Origin of the sequence: Jeotgalibacillus malaysiensis (assembly GCF_044789845.1) — a bacterium.
In the GTDB taxonomy this organism is placed as follows: domain Bacteria; phylum Bacillota; class Bacilli; order Bacillales; family Jeotgalibacillaceae; genus Jeotgalibacillus; species Jeotgalibacillus malaysiensis_A.
Map to the genome: position 1 here is coordinate 2,283,139 of NZ_CP085252.1, position 17,159 is coordinate 2,300,297.

Below are 17,159 nucleotides of genomic sequence, written 5' to 3' on the forward strand. Positions count from 1 at the left end.
GTCTCCCTTCTTACTTTGCATCGTACCAGGTGTTTCCGAATGAATAATCAACCTTCAGCGGTACTGACAGTTCCACTGCAGATTCCATTACTTCCGGTACGATCTTTTCAAGCTTTTCAATTTCATCTTTTGGACACTCAAAAATCAGTTCATCGTGCACCTGAAGCAGCATACGCGTTTGAAGTTTTTCAGCTTTCAGACGATCAGCCATTTCAATCATTGCCTTTTTAATAATATCAGCAGCAGTCCCCTGAATCGGTGTATTCATTGCTGTACGTTCAGCAAAGCCTCTCAGGTTAAAGTTTCTGCTCGTGATCTCAGGAATATATCTGCGGCGGTGCAGCAATGTTTCCACATAACCTTTTTGTTTAGCCTCATGTATGATGTCATCCATATATTCTTTTACTTTCGGATAACTATCCAGGTATTTCTTAATAAATTCAGCTGCTTCTTTTCTCGAGATATCTAGACTCTGCGACAGCCCATAATCGCTGATTCCGTAGACAATTCCAAAGTTAACCGCTTTTGCGTGTCTTCTCATACCCGACGTTACATCTTCCTTTTCTACACCGAAAACGTCCATCGCCGTTTTTGTGTGAACATCCATTCCCTGATGAAATGCTTCCTTCAATCCTTCATCATCAGAAATGTGAGCAAGTACTCTCAGCTCAATCTGGGAATAATCAGCTGCAAACATGACCCAGTCTTTTTCAGAGGGTATGAATGCCTGTCGGATTTTACGGCCTTCCTCAAGTCTGATCGGAATGTTTTGCAGATTAGGATCAGTTGAGCTTAAGCGCCCAGTCTGCGTGAGTACCTGATTATATCTTGTATGAATTTTATTCGAATCGTCATGAATCACTTTTAATAGCCCTTCAATATAGGTGGACTGAAGTTTACCGAGCTGTCTGAAATGAAGAATATGCTCAATAATTTCATGCTCCGGCTTTAACTTTTCTAAAATGTCAGCTGATGTTGAGTAACCTGTTTTTGTTTTTTTCAATACAGGCAGCTGCAGATTTTCAAATAAAATGACACCGAGCTGCTTAGGGGAATTAATATTAAATTCCTCACCGGCAATTCTGTAAATATCAGACTGAATTTCTTCAAGCCTTTTCTTCAGTTCGATCCCCATATCCTTCAGGCGGTCAATATCCACCTGCACGCCCATACTTTCCATTTCAGCAAGAACGGTTGCAAGCGGCAGTTCAAGCTTTTCAAAAAGTTCAAGCTGTTCATTCTTCTCAAGGGAAGCAATGCAGGTTTCTTTAATCGCATTGATCGTTGCTGCTTTTCTGGCTGTGTGCTGCATGAGATCGTTATGTTCGGGAACTTTCTTTTTAGCGCCTTTTCCGTACACAGACTCATCTGTTGGCACCGCATCCGCCCCATGCCTTTTTGCAATCGAAGCAAAATCATCCGCTGCTTCAGAGGCATCGATCACATAAGATGCAATCAGTAAATCGAAATCTACCCCTTTTAAATTCATACCAAGGCGGTCAAAGGCAACAATTGACGCCTTTGCGTCATAGACAGATTTCGACTTCTTTTCATCTTCTATCCACTGCTTAAATTGCTCTGACTTCGCAGCATTGTCAGGTGTAATAAAATAAGTCTTCTGATCAGCGTGGACAGCAATCCCTAAAATATCAGCTGTATGATAGTTCACATCATACATTTCTATATATAGTTCAGCATGTGATGGAAGCTGTTCCGGTGTAAAATCAGTGACTTCTTCCCATTCAATGTCTTTCAGTTCAATCTCTTCTTCTTCACCGTCCAGCTTATCAAGCAGTGAATTGAATCCGAGTTCTTTATAAAGCTGTGTAAGCTTATCATAGTCAGCTTCCTGTTTTTCAAGTTCGTCCAGCCTAACAGTTACAGGAGCCGTTCTTGTAATCGTCGCAAGCTTCTTACTCATCTCAGCAAGCTGCTTATTTTCTTCAAGCCTTTCTTTCAGCTTTTTACCGCTCACTTGATCGATGGAATCCAGAACATTTTCCAGCGTCCCAAACTCCTTCAGCAGCTTAATCGCCGTTTTCTCGCCAACGCCAGGGACACCAGGTATGTTATCTGAAGAATCTCCCATTAAACCCTTCATATCAATAATCTGATCAGGTGTCAGGCCATACTTTTCTTCGATATGCGCAGGCGTGTATTTTTCAAGATCAGTGATACCTTTTTTAGTAATGTCTACCCTGATTTTTTCTGAAGCGAGCTGGGTTAAATCTTTATCACCTGAAATAACGACTGTCTCAAAGCCGTCTTTTTCAGCCTGTGTGCTTAACGTACCGATAATATCGTCCGCTTCATACTGATCGAGCTCATAATATTTAATGTTATGTGCACTTAGTAAATCCCGGATAAACGGGAACTGTTCGGATAATTCAGGTGGGGTTTTCTGTCTTCCACCCTTATAGTCTTCAAAAGTTTTATGACGAAAAGTTGTTTTTCCCGCGTCAAAAGCGACCATCAGATGCGTCGGTTTCTCCTCATCAAGCAGCTTCATCAGCATCGTGGTAAATCCATATATCGCATTTGTATGTATGCCTTTATCGTTGTTCAGTAATGGCAGTGCAAAAAAAGCACGGTAGGCAATACTGTTACCATCGATCAGCATTAATTTTTTCGACAAACCGTTCATCTCCTCTAGATCAAATTAACCCAGCAGCTATTTGCCTGCTAAAGTTTTGTTCTCTACATAAAAAAGCTGTTTTCCCTCTTCATTTTAGCATGTCCAAAATGAAAGGGAAAACAGCGGGCATTATTCTGTTATACCTTGAAGAAGAGACGCATAAGGAGAATCAGATGGCAAAATAATCATGGTTTCATCATTTACAGTTTTCTTATACGATTCAAGTGTTCTGTAAAGCTCATAAAACTCAGGATCCGCAGAGAATGCGTTATTATACATCCTTGCCGCTTCCGCTTCACCTTCTGCACGGATCACGTCTGCATCAGCATTTGCTGTTGAAAGCAGCTCTCTTACTTCACGGTCAGTATTGGCTTCAATTCTGTTTTTATTGGCATCACCAGTAGAAAGGTAATCCTGCGCAGTCGCCTGACGCTCAGAGATCATGTTTGTGTAAACGGCCTGTTCGTTCTCAGCAGGCAGGTTTGTCTGCTTCATACGGACATCCACTACTTCAATACCGAATTGCTCCTGGCTGAGAAGTTCATTTACCCGCTCTGTAATCCTGTCATTCAGACTTCCCCGGGATGATTTCTCATCGTTTATAATCTGATCATAATCAAATTGACCAAGCTCAGATCTGACAACTGAGTAGATATACTCTTCCATCCTGGACTCAGCATTGATCATTGTTCCGGCGTTTGAAATCATTTTGACCGGATCAGTGATGCGCCAGACTGAATAGTTATCAATGATCAGTCTCTTTTTATCTTTTGTGTTAATTTCCGCTTCTGACACGTCATACGTCATTTGATATTTAGGGAGCGTTGTCACCGACTGTACAAAAGGTATTTTTGCATTTAAGCCAGGTTCATCAATAATTTTGACTACTTCACCAAACTGTCTGACAACCCGGTATTCGCCTTCTTTGACAATAAACACATTTAAAAGTGCAGTAATTAAGAGGAACAGCAGCAAGCCGATGAGAATAAAAACCTTTGTGAATTTTCTCCACTCAATATCTGCTTTTGGTTTATTTGTTTTAGGTTTTTTATTAAATTCAAATATTTTATTCTGATCATTGTCCATTTGCAGATTCCTCACTTTCCTCAGTCACTGGTGGCTGCTGCTGGCGTTCAGGCTGCAAAGGAAGATATTTCATCGTATCTCCGTCATCATTCATTATATAAAGCTTCGTGCCTGGCAGGACCTCTTCGAGTGTTTCAAGGATTAAACGTTCGCGTGTTATTTCTGGGTTACTCTGATATTCAGTTAAAATTTCACTAAAGATTGCAATGTCCCCACGTGCCTGCTCAATTCTTGAAGCTCTCTCACCCTCGGCCCTGGAAATAATAGCGTCTTTTTCACCTTCTGCTTCATTGACTTTCTGACTACGGTATTTCTGTGCTTCGTTTTCTTTTGTAATGGCACCTTCACGCGCATCTGTTACAGCGGTAAATGCCTGGCGAACTTCTGCGTTAGGGAGTTCAACGTCCTGCAGTTGTACTGCCTGCACTGAAATTCCGACTTCATATTTTTCAATTAATGAGGCCAGTAACTCCCTTGTTTCAGCTTCAATTTCCGCCTTACCTGAAGTCAGGGCATCATCAATCGTGGAGCTCCCGATAATGCTTCTGATTGACGCAGAAGTCGCATCATATAAAACTTCCTGAGGATCCTCTGCATTAAACAGATATTGTTTCGGATCTGTAATCTTCCACTGGACGACAAGGTCTGCCAGTACTATGTATTCATCTCCAGTGATCATGACTGTTTCTTCCGGGAATGACTTTATTTCTCCGTCTTCCTCTTCATAACCAAACTGTAAGCTGAATGTTTCTTTTGATAAAATTTCTACTTGCTGTATTGGCCAGGGCAGCTTGAACTTCAGCCCGGATTCAGTAATTGTTTCATTGGCTTCACCAAAAGTCAGCACAAGTGCCTGTTCTGATTCGTCCACTGTGTACCACGATGTAAAAAGAACAACTAATAAGATTGCTGAACCGACGACGATTCCAATACCAGCCATGATGCGCCTGATACTCATGTCTATCTTCCTTTCTGTATGTATTAACTCTAATACGTTAAATATTACAAAAAGGTTTCAAGATCTTTTAAATACAATAGAAAAAGCGTGAACGGGGTCTGTTCACGCTTTTTCTTGGGGTTCCCTGGATGAAGGGGTTTTCACTTAGTATCTTACCAATGAAATATTAAGTCACTGTCATGCCAGTGTAAATTTCATGTAAAGATTCACATTCCTGCTACTTATTCACATTTAAAGGCAGTGTAAGTGTGAAAACCGTTCCTTTTTCAGGCTCACTTTCAACAGTGATTTCCCCATTATGCACTTCGATAATATGTTTGACGATGGCAAGTCCCAACCCGGTACCCCCTGAGTTTCTGCTGCGGGCTTTATCGACTCTGTAAAAACGCTCAAATATCCGTGACAGTTCTTCTTTTTCCATGCCGATTCCATGGTCAATAAACTGAAGCTGCACTTTATTTTTCAGCTTTTTTGATTTCACAATAATGTTCTGATCAGCATAAGAGTATGTCAAAGCATTAGTCAGCAGATTAATAAATACCTGCTTCAGCCGGTCTGCATCTCCTTCTATTACGAGCGGCGATTCCAGATCCAGCTGAATCGAAGCATTTTTCTGATCCGCTTTTTGCTCAAGCATTAACGATACATCTTTTAAGGTTTCAGCAATATCAACCTGGCTGAGATTCAGCTTAAAGCCATGCTGCTCCACTCTGGAAAGCTCCAGCAGATCCTGTATCAGCATTTGAAGTCTGTCGCTTTCCTTGGCAATGATTTGGAGGAAGGATTCAAGCGCTCCTTTATCATTCATCGCACCATCGAGAAGCGTTTCAGTAAAACCTTTAATTGATGTAATCGGTGTTTTCACTTCGTGTGATACATTTGCGACAAAATCTTTACGCATCTGTTCAAGTTTCTTCAGCTCTGATATATCATGGAAAACCAGCACAATTCCCTGCCATGCACTTCGTTCACCGATAATCGGCGCCCCGTACACTTCAAGGTGTTTATGCGGAAAAGTTTCCTCAATTAATATCTGCTGCCTGACACGCTGTTCAGTTAGAAATACTTCCTCAGCCAGTGCGTTTACCTGCTGATTTTTAAAAACGGACACGTAACTCTCGTTCAGCACGTCCTCTATATCTGAATGAAAGAAAGTCAGAAACGGCCGGTTGACCAGTACGATATAGCCCTGCTTATCGATCATAATCAGTCCGCTTCCCATGTTTTCAATGAGCGTTTTCAGCCTGTCCTGCTGAACAGACTGCTCGCTGACCATTTCCTGCAGGTTTCTCGCAAGAATGTTGATTGCATTGCTTAACATACCTGTCTCATCAGCTCTATCTTCAAATGTACGGGCTTTGTAATTCCCTTTTGCAAGCTGAATCGCTACTTCAGTTGCTGATTCAATCGGCTTTGTATACTGGTTGGTGATGCGCGCACCGATATAAATAATCATACCAAGCGCTGCCCCGAGTGTAATCGCCAGAATCAGCCAGATCTGACGGTAGACATTCTCAAGGTTTTCAAAGGCAGCTGCGAGCACGACATACCCGCTTTCAGATCCCGTTTCTATACTGCTGATATAGTAGAAGCTGCTATCATCCGCATCGGCGGGAAACCTCACAATGCCGTTTGAAGGCTCTGGCAGAGAGTTATCAATTTCATCCAGCATCGATTCATGATTAATATCTGAGACCGCCTGACCGGAATCATATACGATCTCGGTATCATCATTTAATATCGTAATCCTCGTTTCCAGCACTTCACTCAGTTCATCAAATAATTCAGATCTCAATTCACTGAAAGAAGGTTCACGTTCAGTCTGATTGATCACAATATTCATTTCTTTTTCTAATCTTGAATGCAGTGCATTCAGGTAATAGGATTTTACCAGCTCTCCAATAATAATCCCTAAGCCTACCAGCACTAATACAATCAGTGTAATTAATGCAAAAAGCAGCCGGCCTTTAAATGACGTGAGCCTCACGTTACTTTCGGCTTCTCCATTTTGTAGCCGAGACCCCTGATTGTTTTAATATATACCGGCTTTTTCGTGTTTTCTTCAATCTTTTCACGCAAATGGCTGATATGCACATCTACAATACGGGTATCGCCAGCAAAATCATAGTTCCATACCGTTTGCAGCAGCTGATCTCTCGTTAAAACGCGGCCCTTATTTTCAATTAAATAAACAAGTAATTCAAATTCCTTCGGTGTCAGATCAATAGATTCTCCTTTATAATAAGCTTCATATTGTTCAGGATATACCTTCACTTCCCCAAGCTCGATAAAATCCTCTTCCACTTCAGGTTCTTTTAATTCCACCCGTCCGGATCTGCGGAGTATTGCCTTTACTCTGGCAACCACTTCACGCGGGCTGAAAGGTTTTGTCATATAATCATCGGCTCCAAGTTCCAGCCCCAGCACTTTATCAAATTCCTCATCTTTTGCAGTGAGCATAATGATTGGAATATGAATCTGCTTTTGGCGAAGCTGTTTGCATACTTCGATCCCATCCATTACAGGCAGCATTAGATCAAGCACCAATAAATCCGGATGCTCATTTTCTACAAGCGCAATTCCTTCCGCACCGTCATATGCTGTTAATACTTCATAGCCTGACTGTTCTAAATTATACTTTAACAGTGTCACAATCGACTGTTCGTCATCTACAACCAGTACTTTTTTCTTCATCATAACCCTCCAGTAGCTAGTATTAACCCCAGATCATCCGATTCCATTATAGTACATATTCATTAGTGATGGCGATTTTATTATGTGAATTGTAAAGCCTAAATGAACCGCTGCTGATCTCCGCTTCAGGCGGACGCTTTCCGGACGGAGGACCGTTGTGTGGTCCAACCTTTATCGCTCAGGCTTCGCCTTGTGGGGTCTCAGCTTCCCACTATTCGTCCCGGAGTCGCCGCCTTACGCTACAATCATCAGCTACAAGAAAATAAATTTATACTGAATTTCTCAAAAATAAAAAGACCATATAGGCCTTTTTAAAAGTTATCCAATGCTGAGCTGTTGAATTTTTGGAGTTTGTCTGGCGGACATACGACGACTTTGCCTTCGATGACTGTGTCTCCGCTTTCGTCTGTGCCACGCACGCTGATTTCGACTTCTGATTTCGGGCGGTCGATGGATTTAATTTCGAATACATAATCAACCGTCGCGTAGTGGTATAGCGGCTTCGGGAAGCTTAGATTGTGACTTTTAATATGAGATCCCGGGCCGGGCATATATTTTGAAACAGCTGAAGTTACGAAACCTGTCAGCATAATGGTTGGTACAATCGGTTTTTTATAGGAAGTTTGTGACGCATAATCATGTTGGATATAGAGCGGATTTGAATCATTTGTTAAACCAAGGAATAACAGCAGATCCTTGTCTTCGATTTTTTCAGTGAGCGTTAATTTTTCCCCGATTGACATATCTTCTATCTGACGTCCGATTTTTCGTTTCTTTCCGAGTAACATGTTTTCTCCCCCCTGTTGACTTTATTCATAACCCCTGAGTTTTACTGCTTATATTCTTTATCTTGTGTCTTTATTATAAAGGATGATCCTTCAAATAAAGAAGCGTTTTATATCACTTTGCAAAAAAGGAACTGCCTGAATCAGCAGTTCCTCCCCACAATTACGTCGATGACAATGCGGTCATCACACTGCGGACTGAATCTGCAGATTTAGAAAGCTGTAATTTTTCATCATCTGTCAGTTCAAGTTCCATAATTTTTTCAATTCCATTGCCCCCAAGGACTGTAGGTACGCCGAGGTAAATACCATCAAACCCGTACTCTCCTTCGAGATAGGCAACTGATGGCAGTACGCGCTTCTGATCCTTTAAGATCGCTTCAGTCATTTCCATCAGGGCGGCAGCAGGTGCGTAATAAGCTGACCCGTTGCCAAGAAGCGCTACGATTTCACCTCCGCCTTTTCTTGTACGTTCAATGATTTCATCAAGCCGTTCTTTAGGAATCAGCTTTTCAAGCGGCACGCCGCCTGCATTTGAATAGCGCGTCAACGGAACCATATCGTCCCCGTGACCTCCGAGTACAAATCCCTGAATATCCTTAACAGATAATCCAAGCTCCTCAGCGACAAATGTATTAAACCTTGCTGTATCAAGGACGCCGGACTGACCGATTACACGCTCTTTTGGAAGGCCGGACTCTTTGAAAACTGTATATGTCATGGCATCTACCGGGTTTGATAAAACAAGGATTGTTGTGTCCGGTGAATGTTTTACAATCTCAGCTGTGACTGCTTTCATGATTTTTTCATTCGTCTGGACAAGGTCATCGCGACTCATGCCTGGTTTTCTTGGCAGGCCTGCTGTAATGATCACAACATCAGAGTTTGCAGTATCTGCATAGTCAGATGTACCTTTGATCGTTACGTCATAGCCAAAAACAGGACCCGCTTCAAGCATATCAAGCGCTTTACCTTTAGTCGGCCCTTCATTTTGAGGAATGTCTACAAGTACAATATCTCCGAGTTCTTTTTGAGCTAAAAACAATGCAGTTGTTGCACCGGTAAAGCCTGCTCCAACGACTGAGATTTTATTACGTGTGAATGCCATTTCTTATTCCTCCCGGTGTTAAAGTATGTAGTTAAAGGCCGGCAAATGCCGGCCTGACTGTCTTACATATTTTCGATCAGAGCAGTTCCGAATTCAGAGCACTTCACTTCTGTAGCGCCATCCATCAGACGTGCAAAGTCATACGTTACAACTTTAGATGCAATTGTTTTCTCCATTGATTTAGAGATCAGGTCTGCAGCTTCGTTCCAGCCAAGGTGCTCAAGAAGAAGTACGCCTGAAAGAATCACTGAAGATGGATTCACTTTATCAAGACCAGCGTATTTTGGAGCAGTTCCATGTGTTGCTTCAAAGATCGCATGTCCTGTGTCGTAGTTAATGTTAGCACCAGGTGCGATTCCGATACCGCCAACCTGTGCTGCAAGTGCGTCAGAGATATAGTCTCCGTTAAGGTTCATTGTTGCAACTACATCAAACTCAGCAGGACGAGTAAGGATCTGTTGAAGGAAGATATCTGCAATTGAATCCTTTACGATGATTTTTCCAGCTGCTTCAGCATCACTCTGTGCTTTATTCGCAGCGTCTGTACCCTGCTCATCTTTAATCTGATCGTACTGATTCCATGTGAATACTTTATCTCCGAATTCACGCTCAGCAAGATCGTAACCCCAGCGCTTGAAAGCACCTTCAGTAAACTTCATGATATTCCCTTTGTGCACAAGTGTTACTGACTTACGGCCTTCAGTCAGTGCATAGTTAATTGCTGCACGCACAAGACGCTCAGTACCTTCTTTAGATACCGGCTTTACACCGATACCTGCTGTATCAGGGAAGCGGATATTTGTCGCACCCATTTCATCCTGAAGGAAGTTGATCAGTTTTTTCACTTCATCTGATCCTTCAGCGAACTCAATACCAGCATAAATATCTTCAGTATTTTCACGGAAGATCACCATATCTGTGTCTTCAGGACGTTTAACCGGTGAAGGTACGCCTTCAAAGTAACGTACAGGACGCAGGCATGTGAAAAGGTCAAGCTGCTGACGAAGCGCTACGTTTAATGAACGGATTCCTCCGCCGATTGGTGTTGTAAGTGGTCCTTTAATAGCAATGAAATACTCGTTGATCGCATCAAGCGTAGCCTGTGGAAGCCATTCACCAGTCTGATCAAATGCTTTCTGACCCGCAAGTACTTCTTTCCATTCGATTTTCTTTTCTCCGTTATAAGCTTTTTCAACAGCTGCGTCTAATACGCGCTGTGCAGAAGCCCAGATATCCGGACCTGTACCGTCACCTTCAATAAAAGGTACGATTGGATTGTTTGGCACCTGAAGATTGCCGTTTGATACTGAAATTTTTTCACCTTGTGTCATAAGTATTTCCCTCCAAATATCATTGGCCGGGGACTGACAGAGTCCGTCAGTCCCTTAGGCTTTAGTTACTATTACATCAGTTATCTGTCAGTTTGTAAAATGTTCTGTGAAATTATCGCTTCTCCACCGGTACATATTCCTGCATGCCAGGACCAGTATATTCTGCTCTCGGGCGGATCAGGCGGTTATTTGAATACTGCTCAAGAATATGAGCCAGCCAGCCTGATATACGGCTTACTGCGAAAATTGGCGTGAACAGGTCATGATCAATACCAAGGCTATGGTAGACAGAAGCTGAATAGAAGTCCACGTTCGGCGGAAGTTTCTTTTCAGACGTCACGATTTCTTCGATTTTAACAGACATCTCATACCATTTTGATTCTCCGCGAAGCTCTGTCAGCTTTTTAGACATTTCACGAAGGTGCTTTGCACGAGGATCGCCCTGCTGGTATACACGGTGACCGAAGCCCATGATCTTTTCTTTGTTTTCAAGCTTCTTACGGATAACAGACTCAACGTTTTCAACTGAACCAATCTCAGTTAACGTTTTCATTACCTGCTCGTTTGCTCCACCATGCAGCGGGCCTTTAAGTGCGCCGATTGCAGCAGTTACACCTGAATAAACATCAGATAATGTTGCTACACATACGCGTGCTGTAAATGTAGAAGCGTTCAGCTCGTGGTCAGCATGAAGAACAAGCGCCTTATTCATTGCTTCAACTTCAATGTCTTCAGGTAACTCGCCATTTAGCATATAAAGGAAGTTAGCTGCAAAGCTCAGGTCGGCTTTAGGTGCAATCGGCTCCTGGCCTTTACGGATACGTGCAAAAGCAGTAACGATTGTTGCAATCTTCGCCTGAAGGCGCACTGCTTTGCGGTAGTTTGCTTTTTCTTCCATTACATCTGCCTCTTCATCAAACAGGCCAAGCGCTGAAACTGCCGTGCGGACAGCTGCCATTGGATGCACTTTATCTACAGGCATCGCCTTAATTTGTGCAATGACTTCATCAGGAATCGCCATGTTATCAGCAAGCTGCTGTTTAAGTTCTGCAAGCTCATTCTCTTTTGGCAGACGTAAGTGCCAAAGCAGATAAATGATTTCTTCAAAACTTGCATTTTCAGTCAAATCGTCGATATTGTAACCAACGTATGTAAGAGTGTCATCAATAATTGAACTGATCGATGAAGTGGTTGCTACAACGTTTTCTAAACCTCTCGTTGCTGTCATAAACAAATCTCTCCTTTTAACCTTAGTCTTGTATTTAAAGCCAGACCGGCATTTAAAATACGGAATTGTCATCACATAAAAACTGAGCGATTGCTCAGTCAGCTGACAGAATAGAATTCGTCATTTCGGATGCGCTTACATTGTCCATTATAATCAATAATCAGAACTTTGTGAATGAAAACGCATTAATTTACCGGGATTAATTTAATTTGACGAAATTTGACAGCCTCAAAATGCCTTTGAAACCCATTCGAAAATTTTCATTGTACTGTAGGCAATCCCAGCTCCAATTAAAGGTCCGACAGCAATTCCGTTAAACAGAGCAACAGCGAGAATTGTCCCGAAGACAAGTGCCACTGTAATATGAGGATCCTCCTGAAGCAGTGAAATGCCGCCTTTTGCGATCAGTGCTACAGCTATACCGGTTGCAAGTGCAACCCACGCATATGGTAACTTTACCGCATCTGTCAGCTCTTTAAACCCGATTGCGCCGCTTGCAATAGGAGCAAGTACAGCAATTGTAATAATTGTGACCCCCCAATTAATTCCTTTTCCCTGGATAAATGCAAAAATCTTCTCATCAGCACCTGCCACTTTTAATAAGATAAGAAATAGGACTGCAATCATCAGCGAATTATTTTTGGCAAAGAAGCCGATTGCCAGTAATAAAATTAAAAAGATCATTGCCGGATTTATCATTTTTTATCCCTCCATTTCATTCGCACTTCATACAGGAGGACAAGCCCGTGATAAAGCGATGTTTTCATATTTTAGTTATCATGCTATTATTTCTCTTCACTGTACGTATTGTCCTGGTTTACTTCTGGCCGTTTACAGCAGGAGCGCTGCTTGCCACTCTTTTATATCCATTCATCAAACTGCTATATGAATATGTAAAACTCCCTTATAAGCTGAGTGTGCTGCTCGGATTGATTATACTGCTTATAACCGGACCTCTAATTCTTACAGGATGCTATGTACTTTTAAATAACGAAATTCTTTATTTATTGACCCGGTTACCTGTCTATACTTCATCACTGTTGAATTTAATTCAGGACACTGTTCAAACCTTCCCTGGATTTATGCATGATTTGACTCATCCCTATCTCACTCACAGCCATTTATCAATGCTAATGAAAGAAATAGAGCATCTTCTCATTAATGCCGGGAAACAGCTGATCAGTGAGATATCAAAATCTGCAGGCAACCTTCCTTCAGCTTTATTTTCAATGGGTATGATGTATATCGCTGCATATTATATATTGGCTGACTTTAAATCCTGGAAAAATAAACTGCCGGGTGAATTAGTTAAACAGCTTGAACAGATCCGTTCATTAGGTTTTCGTGAAGCAGGCGCTTACTTTCTGTCTCAGCTATTACTTTCATTATTTACTTTTATTATTACTTTAACCGGGTTGCTGCTGCTTGGTACCCCTCATCCATTTTTATTTGCACTCTTGTCTGCTGTACTTGATTTTGTTCCACTTGCCGGTTCTATGCTTCTTTTTCTGCCGCTTACCATTTTTTATATGATTCACACAGGTCCGGCTCATGCAGCAGGGGCAGTCTTGATCTATCTGGTGATTATTGGTGTCAGACAAGTAACTGAACCTAAAGTGATCGGTGACAGAATGGGGCTGCATCCATTAGTGGCGCTGATTTTCCTATATACTTCTGTTAGCCTGCTTGGCGTAAAGGGGCTTTTGTTAACTCCTTTATTTATAATTATTTTTGCTGTATTAATTAAGATCCGGCTGCTCCATGTAGTCTGGCGTTATATTTCCACCGGAGAAAACCCACTGGATAAACAATGATGTAAAAAACACACAGCAGCAGCTGTGTGTTATGGTCTGTGAATGATCACGTTACCGTTTCTCATTTTTCTTTGAACCCATTTATAAATAAGTGGTTTCATTAAATTCCTTGTTGCGGGAATCAATAAAAAGAATCCAATCGCATCTGTAATAAAACCTGGTGCTAGTAAGACAACTCCACCAATTAAAATACACAACCCATCAATGACGGCATCACCCGGGGCCCCGTCCAATACAGTCATATTCTGTACCTTTTTCAAAGCCTGAAGTCCTTGGGATTTCGCCAGATAAGCACCTAAAACACCGGTTAGTATGATTAACAGAACTGTTGGCAGTACACCAATCAGATTACCAGCACTGATCAGAATTGCGATTTCGAGTGCGGGAACAATAATAATTAAAAGCATGAGCCATCTCACAAGGAATTTCTCCTTTCAACATTACGCGCTATGTTCATTTTAGCATAATCTGCTTCATATTAAAAAAACCTGAACGGGAAATCCGCTCAGGTTTTTCACTATTCCTTACAGTACGCTTGCGTGTCCGTTATAGACAACTCCGCGTTCTGCATCAACTGTTACTTCCTGTCCATCAGTGAATGTTGCAATGGCGTTGTCCACACCAACGATAACAGGTAAGCCAAGGTTCAGACCAACAACAGCAGCGTGACTTGTCAATCCACCTTCTTCAACGATCAGTGCAGAGCACTTTTCAATTGCAGGCATCATATCTTTGTCAGTGCCGATCGTAACCAGAATTGATCCTTCTGTTACTTTATCAAGCGCTTCTTTTGCATTTGAAGCTGTTACGACTTTACCGAATCCTGACTTACGTCCAATTCCCTGCCCTTTTGCAAGTACGTCACCTACAATATGGATCTTCATCAGATTCGTTGTACCTGATTCACCAACAGGTACACCAGCCGTGATCACAACGAGGTCACCATGCTTTACGCAGCCGCTGTTTAAGCTTTCTGTAACGGCCATATCAAGCATTTCATCAGTTGTTTCCGTTTTTACTCCAACCTGAGCGTATACGCCCCATACAAGTGCAAGACGTCTTGATACAGCCGTATCAGCTGTCACAGCAACAATTGTAGCTTCAGGACGATATTTAGAAATCATTTTAGCCGTGTGACCACTTTCAGTTGGCGCAATAATTGCGTTTACTTCAAGGTTTAATGCTGTGTGTGCAACAGCCTGACCGATTGCATCCGTCATATTACGCTCAAAACGCTTGCTGCGCTTAGAAAGGATCGCTTTATAATCAAGTGCTTCTTCAGCTCTTGAAGCAATGTTGTTCATAGTCTGAACGGATTCTACAGGATAGTCTCCGGCAGCTGTTTCGCCTGAAAGCATGATTGCATCTGTGCCATCAAAAATCGCGTTTGCCACGTCAGACGCTTCAGCACGTGTTGGGCGCGGATTACGCTGCATTGAGTCAAGCATTTGAGTGGCAGTTATTACAGGCTTACCTACAGCGTTACACTTAAGGATCAGCTGTTTTTGAACTAATGGTACTTCTTCTGCAGGAATTTCAACACCAAGGTCACCACGGGCAACCATCAGGCCATCAGAAACCTGAAGAATTTCATCGATGTTATCTACACCTTCCTGGTTTTCGATCTTAGGAATGATGTTGATATTCGGAGAACCGTTCTTTTCAAGAAGTTCACGGATCTCCATTACATCAGATGCACGGCGAACGAATGAAGCAGCAATAAAGTCTACTCCCTGTTCAATTCCAAAAAGAATATCACTTGCATCCTTATCTGTAATACCAGGGAGATTAACAGATACGCCAGGTACGTTAACACCTTTTTTATTTTTAAGCGTACCAGTGTTCATGATTTTCGTTCTGATTTCACCCGCACTCTTATCAACAGAAAGTACTTCAAGTCCAATCAGACCGTCATCCAGAAGGATTTTTGAGCCTTCGTTCACATCATTGACAAGGTCGCTGTATGTGATAGAAAACTTTTCAGTTGTTCCTACTACTTCATCCATTGATACGATGATTTCATTACCGGCAACAAGCTCAATCGCACCGTTTTCCATTGTGTTCGTGCGAATTTCAGGACCTTTTGTATCTAAAAGGATTCCGATATTCTTACCAAGCTTTGCTGCAGCTTCACGGATGTTTTTGATTCTTGCACCGTGTTCATCGAAATCTCCGTGGGAGAAGTTCAAACGCGCTACATTCATTCCAGCTTCCATCAGTTGTGTCAGCTTTTCAATACTCTCACTTGCAGGGCCAATCGTACATACAATCTTAGTTTTTCTCATTTGTTTACCTCCTGAAATCAATTAAATAGATAGTTCCTGTGATAAGCGGTACAGATCAACATCCGCTTTATGCTCCATCTTCAATGCTTCAATAATATCATAATCAACGAGTTCGTTCTTCTGAATACCTACAGCACGTCCACCCTTATTTTCCATTAACAGTTCAACGGCACGCGCGCCAAGACGGCTTGCAAGAACGCGGTCTGAAGCTGTCGGTGATCCACCGCGCTGCATATGTCCAAGGACAGATACTCTTGTATCCACGCCTGTTTTTTCCTTCATCAGGGCAGCAAACTCCCCGCCTGACATGACGCCTTCAGCGACAATAATAATACTGTGCTTTTTACCACGCGCATGCCCTTTTTTAATCTTATCGACAACCTTCTCGAGATTATATGGATCTTCAGGAATCAGAATTGATTCAGCACCACCTGATAGTCCTGACCAAAGCGCGATATCGCCTGCATTCCGGCCCATTACTTCAATGATAAATGTACGCTCATGTGAAGTTGCTGTATCACGAATTTTATCAATTGCATCGATCACTGTATTAAGTGCAGTGTCAAATCCGATTGTAAAATCAGTACCCGGGATATCATTATCGATTGTACCAGGCACACCTACACATGGAAAACCATGTTCAGTTAATGCTTTTGCTCCCATATAAGAGCCGTCTCCACCAATAACAACAAGACCTTCAATACCGAATTTCTTCAGCTGTTCAATTCCTTTTTTCTGACCTTCAAGCGTCTTAAATTCTTCGCATCTCGCAGAATAAAGCTTCGTTCCCCCGCGGTGAATAATATCACCAACAGAACCAAGCTCAAGCTTTTCAATATTACCGGAAATTAATCCCTGATAACCCTGATAAATTCCGTATACTTCAAGCCCGTGGTAGATGGCTTTTCTTACGACCGCTCTGATCGCAGGGTTCATACCCGGAGCATCTCCACCACTGGTCAGTACGCCAATTTTTTTCATTTTGATGTTCCCACCTTTAATTGAAAAATTATGTTAACTATTTCACAGAAATAGTGTTCCGAAGTTGGATGTACAAGTTCGTTTTCATCCTTTTAAAAATAACACGAAGATGTTTTGTTCTCAATCATTAGCTTAAAGTCTCATACATTCTTCTAAAGCTAGTATTCATGTAAACGCTTAAATATTCATAATTGTACACATTTTAGACACATAATAACCTGAATGTTCCTTTCTTCTATTGTTTACACATCTCA

At 42.0% G+C, this 17,159-nt stretch carries 14 protein-coding genes; 1 reads left to right on the plus strand and 13 read right to left on the minus strand.

Annotated elements, in window-relative coordinates; all coding sequences use genetic code 11:
• Window positions 1–10 precede the first annotated feature (10 nt).
• From polA to LG330_RS12365, 10 genes are all read right to left on the minus strand, one after another.
• On the minus strand, window positions 11–2,644 hold the full coding sequence (polA, locus tag LG330_RS12320; RefSeq protein ID WP_404404253.1) for a DNA polymerase I: 2,634 nt from the start codon (window positions 2,642–2,644) through the stop codon (window positions 11–13).
• 120 nt (window positions 2,645–2,764) lie between these two features.
• On the minus strand, window positions 2,765–3,721 hold the full coding sequence (hflC, locus tag LG330_RS12325; protein WP_404404255.1) for a protease modulator HflC: 957 nt from the start codon (window positions 3,719–3,721) through the stop codon (window positions 2,765–2,767).
• Complete coding sequence (hflK, locus tag LG330_RS12330; protein ID WP_404404257.1) at window positions 3,711–4,679, minus strand: FtsH protease activity modulator HflK; 969 nt, start codon at window positions 4,677–4,679, stop codon at window positions 3,711–3,713. The genes hflC and hflK overlap by 11 nt, the downstream gene beginning before the upstream one ends.
• Before the next feature lie 217 nt (window positions 4,680–4,896).
• On the minus strand, window positions 4,897–6,666 hold the full coding sequence (gene pnpS, locus LG330_RS12335; protein ID WP_404404259.1) for a two-component system histidine kinase PnpS: 1,770 nt from the start codon (window positions 6,664–6,666) through the stop codon (window positions 4,897–4,899).
• Entirely contained in the window at window positions 6,663–7,373 is a 711-nt protein-coding gene (locus LG330_RS12340; RefSeq protein ID WP_404404261.1) for a response regulator, read from the minus strand. The genes pnpS and LG330_RS12340 overlap by 4 nt, the downstream gene beginning before the upstream one ends.
• Before the next feature lie 311 nt (window positions 7,374–7,684).
• Complete coding sequence (locus LG330_RS12345; RefSeq protein ID WP_404404263.1) at window positions 7,685–8,161, minus strand: MaoC/PaaZ C-terminal domain-containing protein; 477 nt, start codon at window positions 8,159–8,161, stop codon at window positions 7,685–7,687.
• Between the two features lie 160 nt (window positions 8,162–8,321).
• Window positions 8,322–9,266, minus strand: coding sequence for a malate dehydrogenase (mdh, locus tag LG330_RS12350; protein WP_404404265.1), 945 nt, complete (start codon window positions 9,264–9,266; stop codon window positions 8,322–8,324).
• Window positions 9,267–9,328: 62 nt separating this feature from the next.
• The gene (gene icd, locus LG330_RS12355; protein ID WP_041120932.1) at window positions 9,329–10,597 is read right to left on the minus strand and encodes an NADP-dependent isocitrate dehydrogenase; all 1,269 of its coding nucleotides are present in this window, start codon (window positions 10,595–10,597) and stop codon (window positions 9,329–9,331) included.
• Between the two features lie 112 nt (window positions 10,598–10,709).
• A complete protein-coding gene (gene citZ, locus LG330_RS12360; RefSeq protein WP_404404267.1) occupies window positions 10,710–11,825 on the minus strand; it encodes a citrate synthase in 1,116 nt (371 codons plus the stop codon).
• Window positions 11,826–12,053: 228 nt separating this feature from the next.
• Window positions 12,054–12,524, minus strand: coding sequence for a DUF441 domain-containing protein (locus tag LG330_RS12365; RefSeq protein WP_404404269.1), 471 nt, complete (start codon window positions 12,522–12,524; stop codon window positions 12,054–12,056).
• 47 nt (window positions 12,525–12,571) lie between these two features.
• Here LG330_RS12365 and LG330_RS12370 point away from each other — a divergent pair, with 47 nt between their 5' ends.
• Complete coding sequence (locus LG330_RS12370; RefSeq protein ID WP_404404271.1) at window positions 12,572–13,639, plus strand: AI-2E family transporter; 1,068 nt, start codon at window positions 12,572–12,574, stop codon at window positions 13,637–13,639.
• A gap of 29 nt (window positions 13,640–13,668) precedes the next feature.
• On the opposite strand, the gene LG330_RS12375 is transcribed toward LG330_RS12370, so the two are convergent.
• The 3 genes from LG330_RS12375 to pfkA form a co-directional block, all read right to left on the minus strand.
• Window positions 13,669–14,058: an FxsA family protein gene (locus LG330_RS12375; RefSeq protein WP_404404273.1), complete on the minus strand. Its 390-nt coding sequence runs from the start codon at window positions 14,056–14,058 to the stop codon at window positions 13,669–13,671.
• Window positions 14,059–14,163: 105 nt separating this feature from the next.
• A complete protein-coding gene (gene pyk, locus LG330_RS12380) occupies window positions 14,164–15,924 on the minus strand; it encodes a pyruvate kinase (RefSeq protein ID WP_404404275.1) in 1,761 nt (586 codons plus the stop codon).
• Window positions 15,925–15,945: 21 nt separating this feature from the next.
• Complete coding sequence (gene pfkA / locus LG330_RS12385; RefSeq protein WP_404404277.1) at window positions 15,946–16,905, minus strand: 6-phosphofructokinase; 960 nt, start codon at window positions 16,903–16,905, stop codon at window positions 15,946–15,948.
• Window positions 16,906–17,159: the final 254 nt, after the last annotated feature.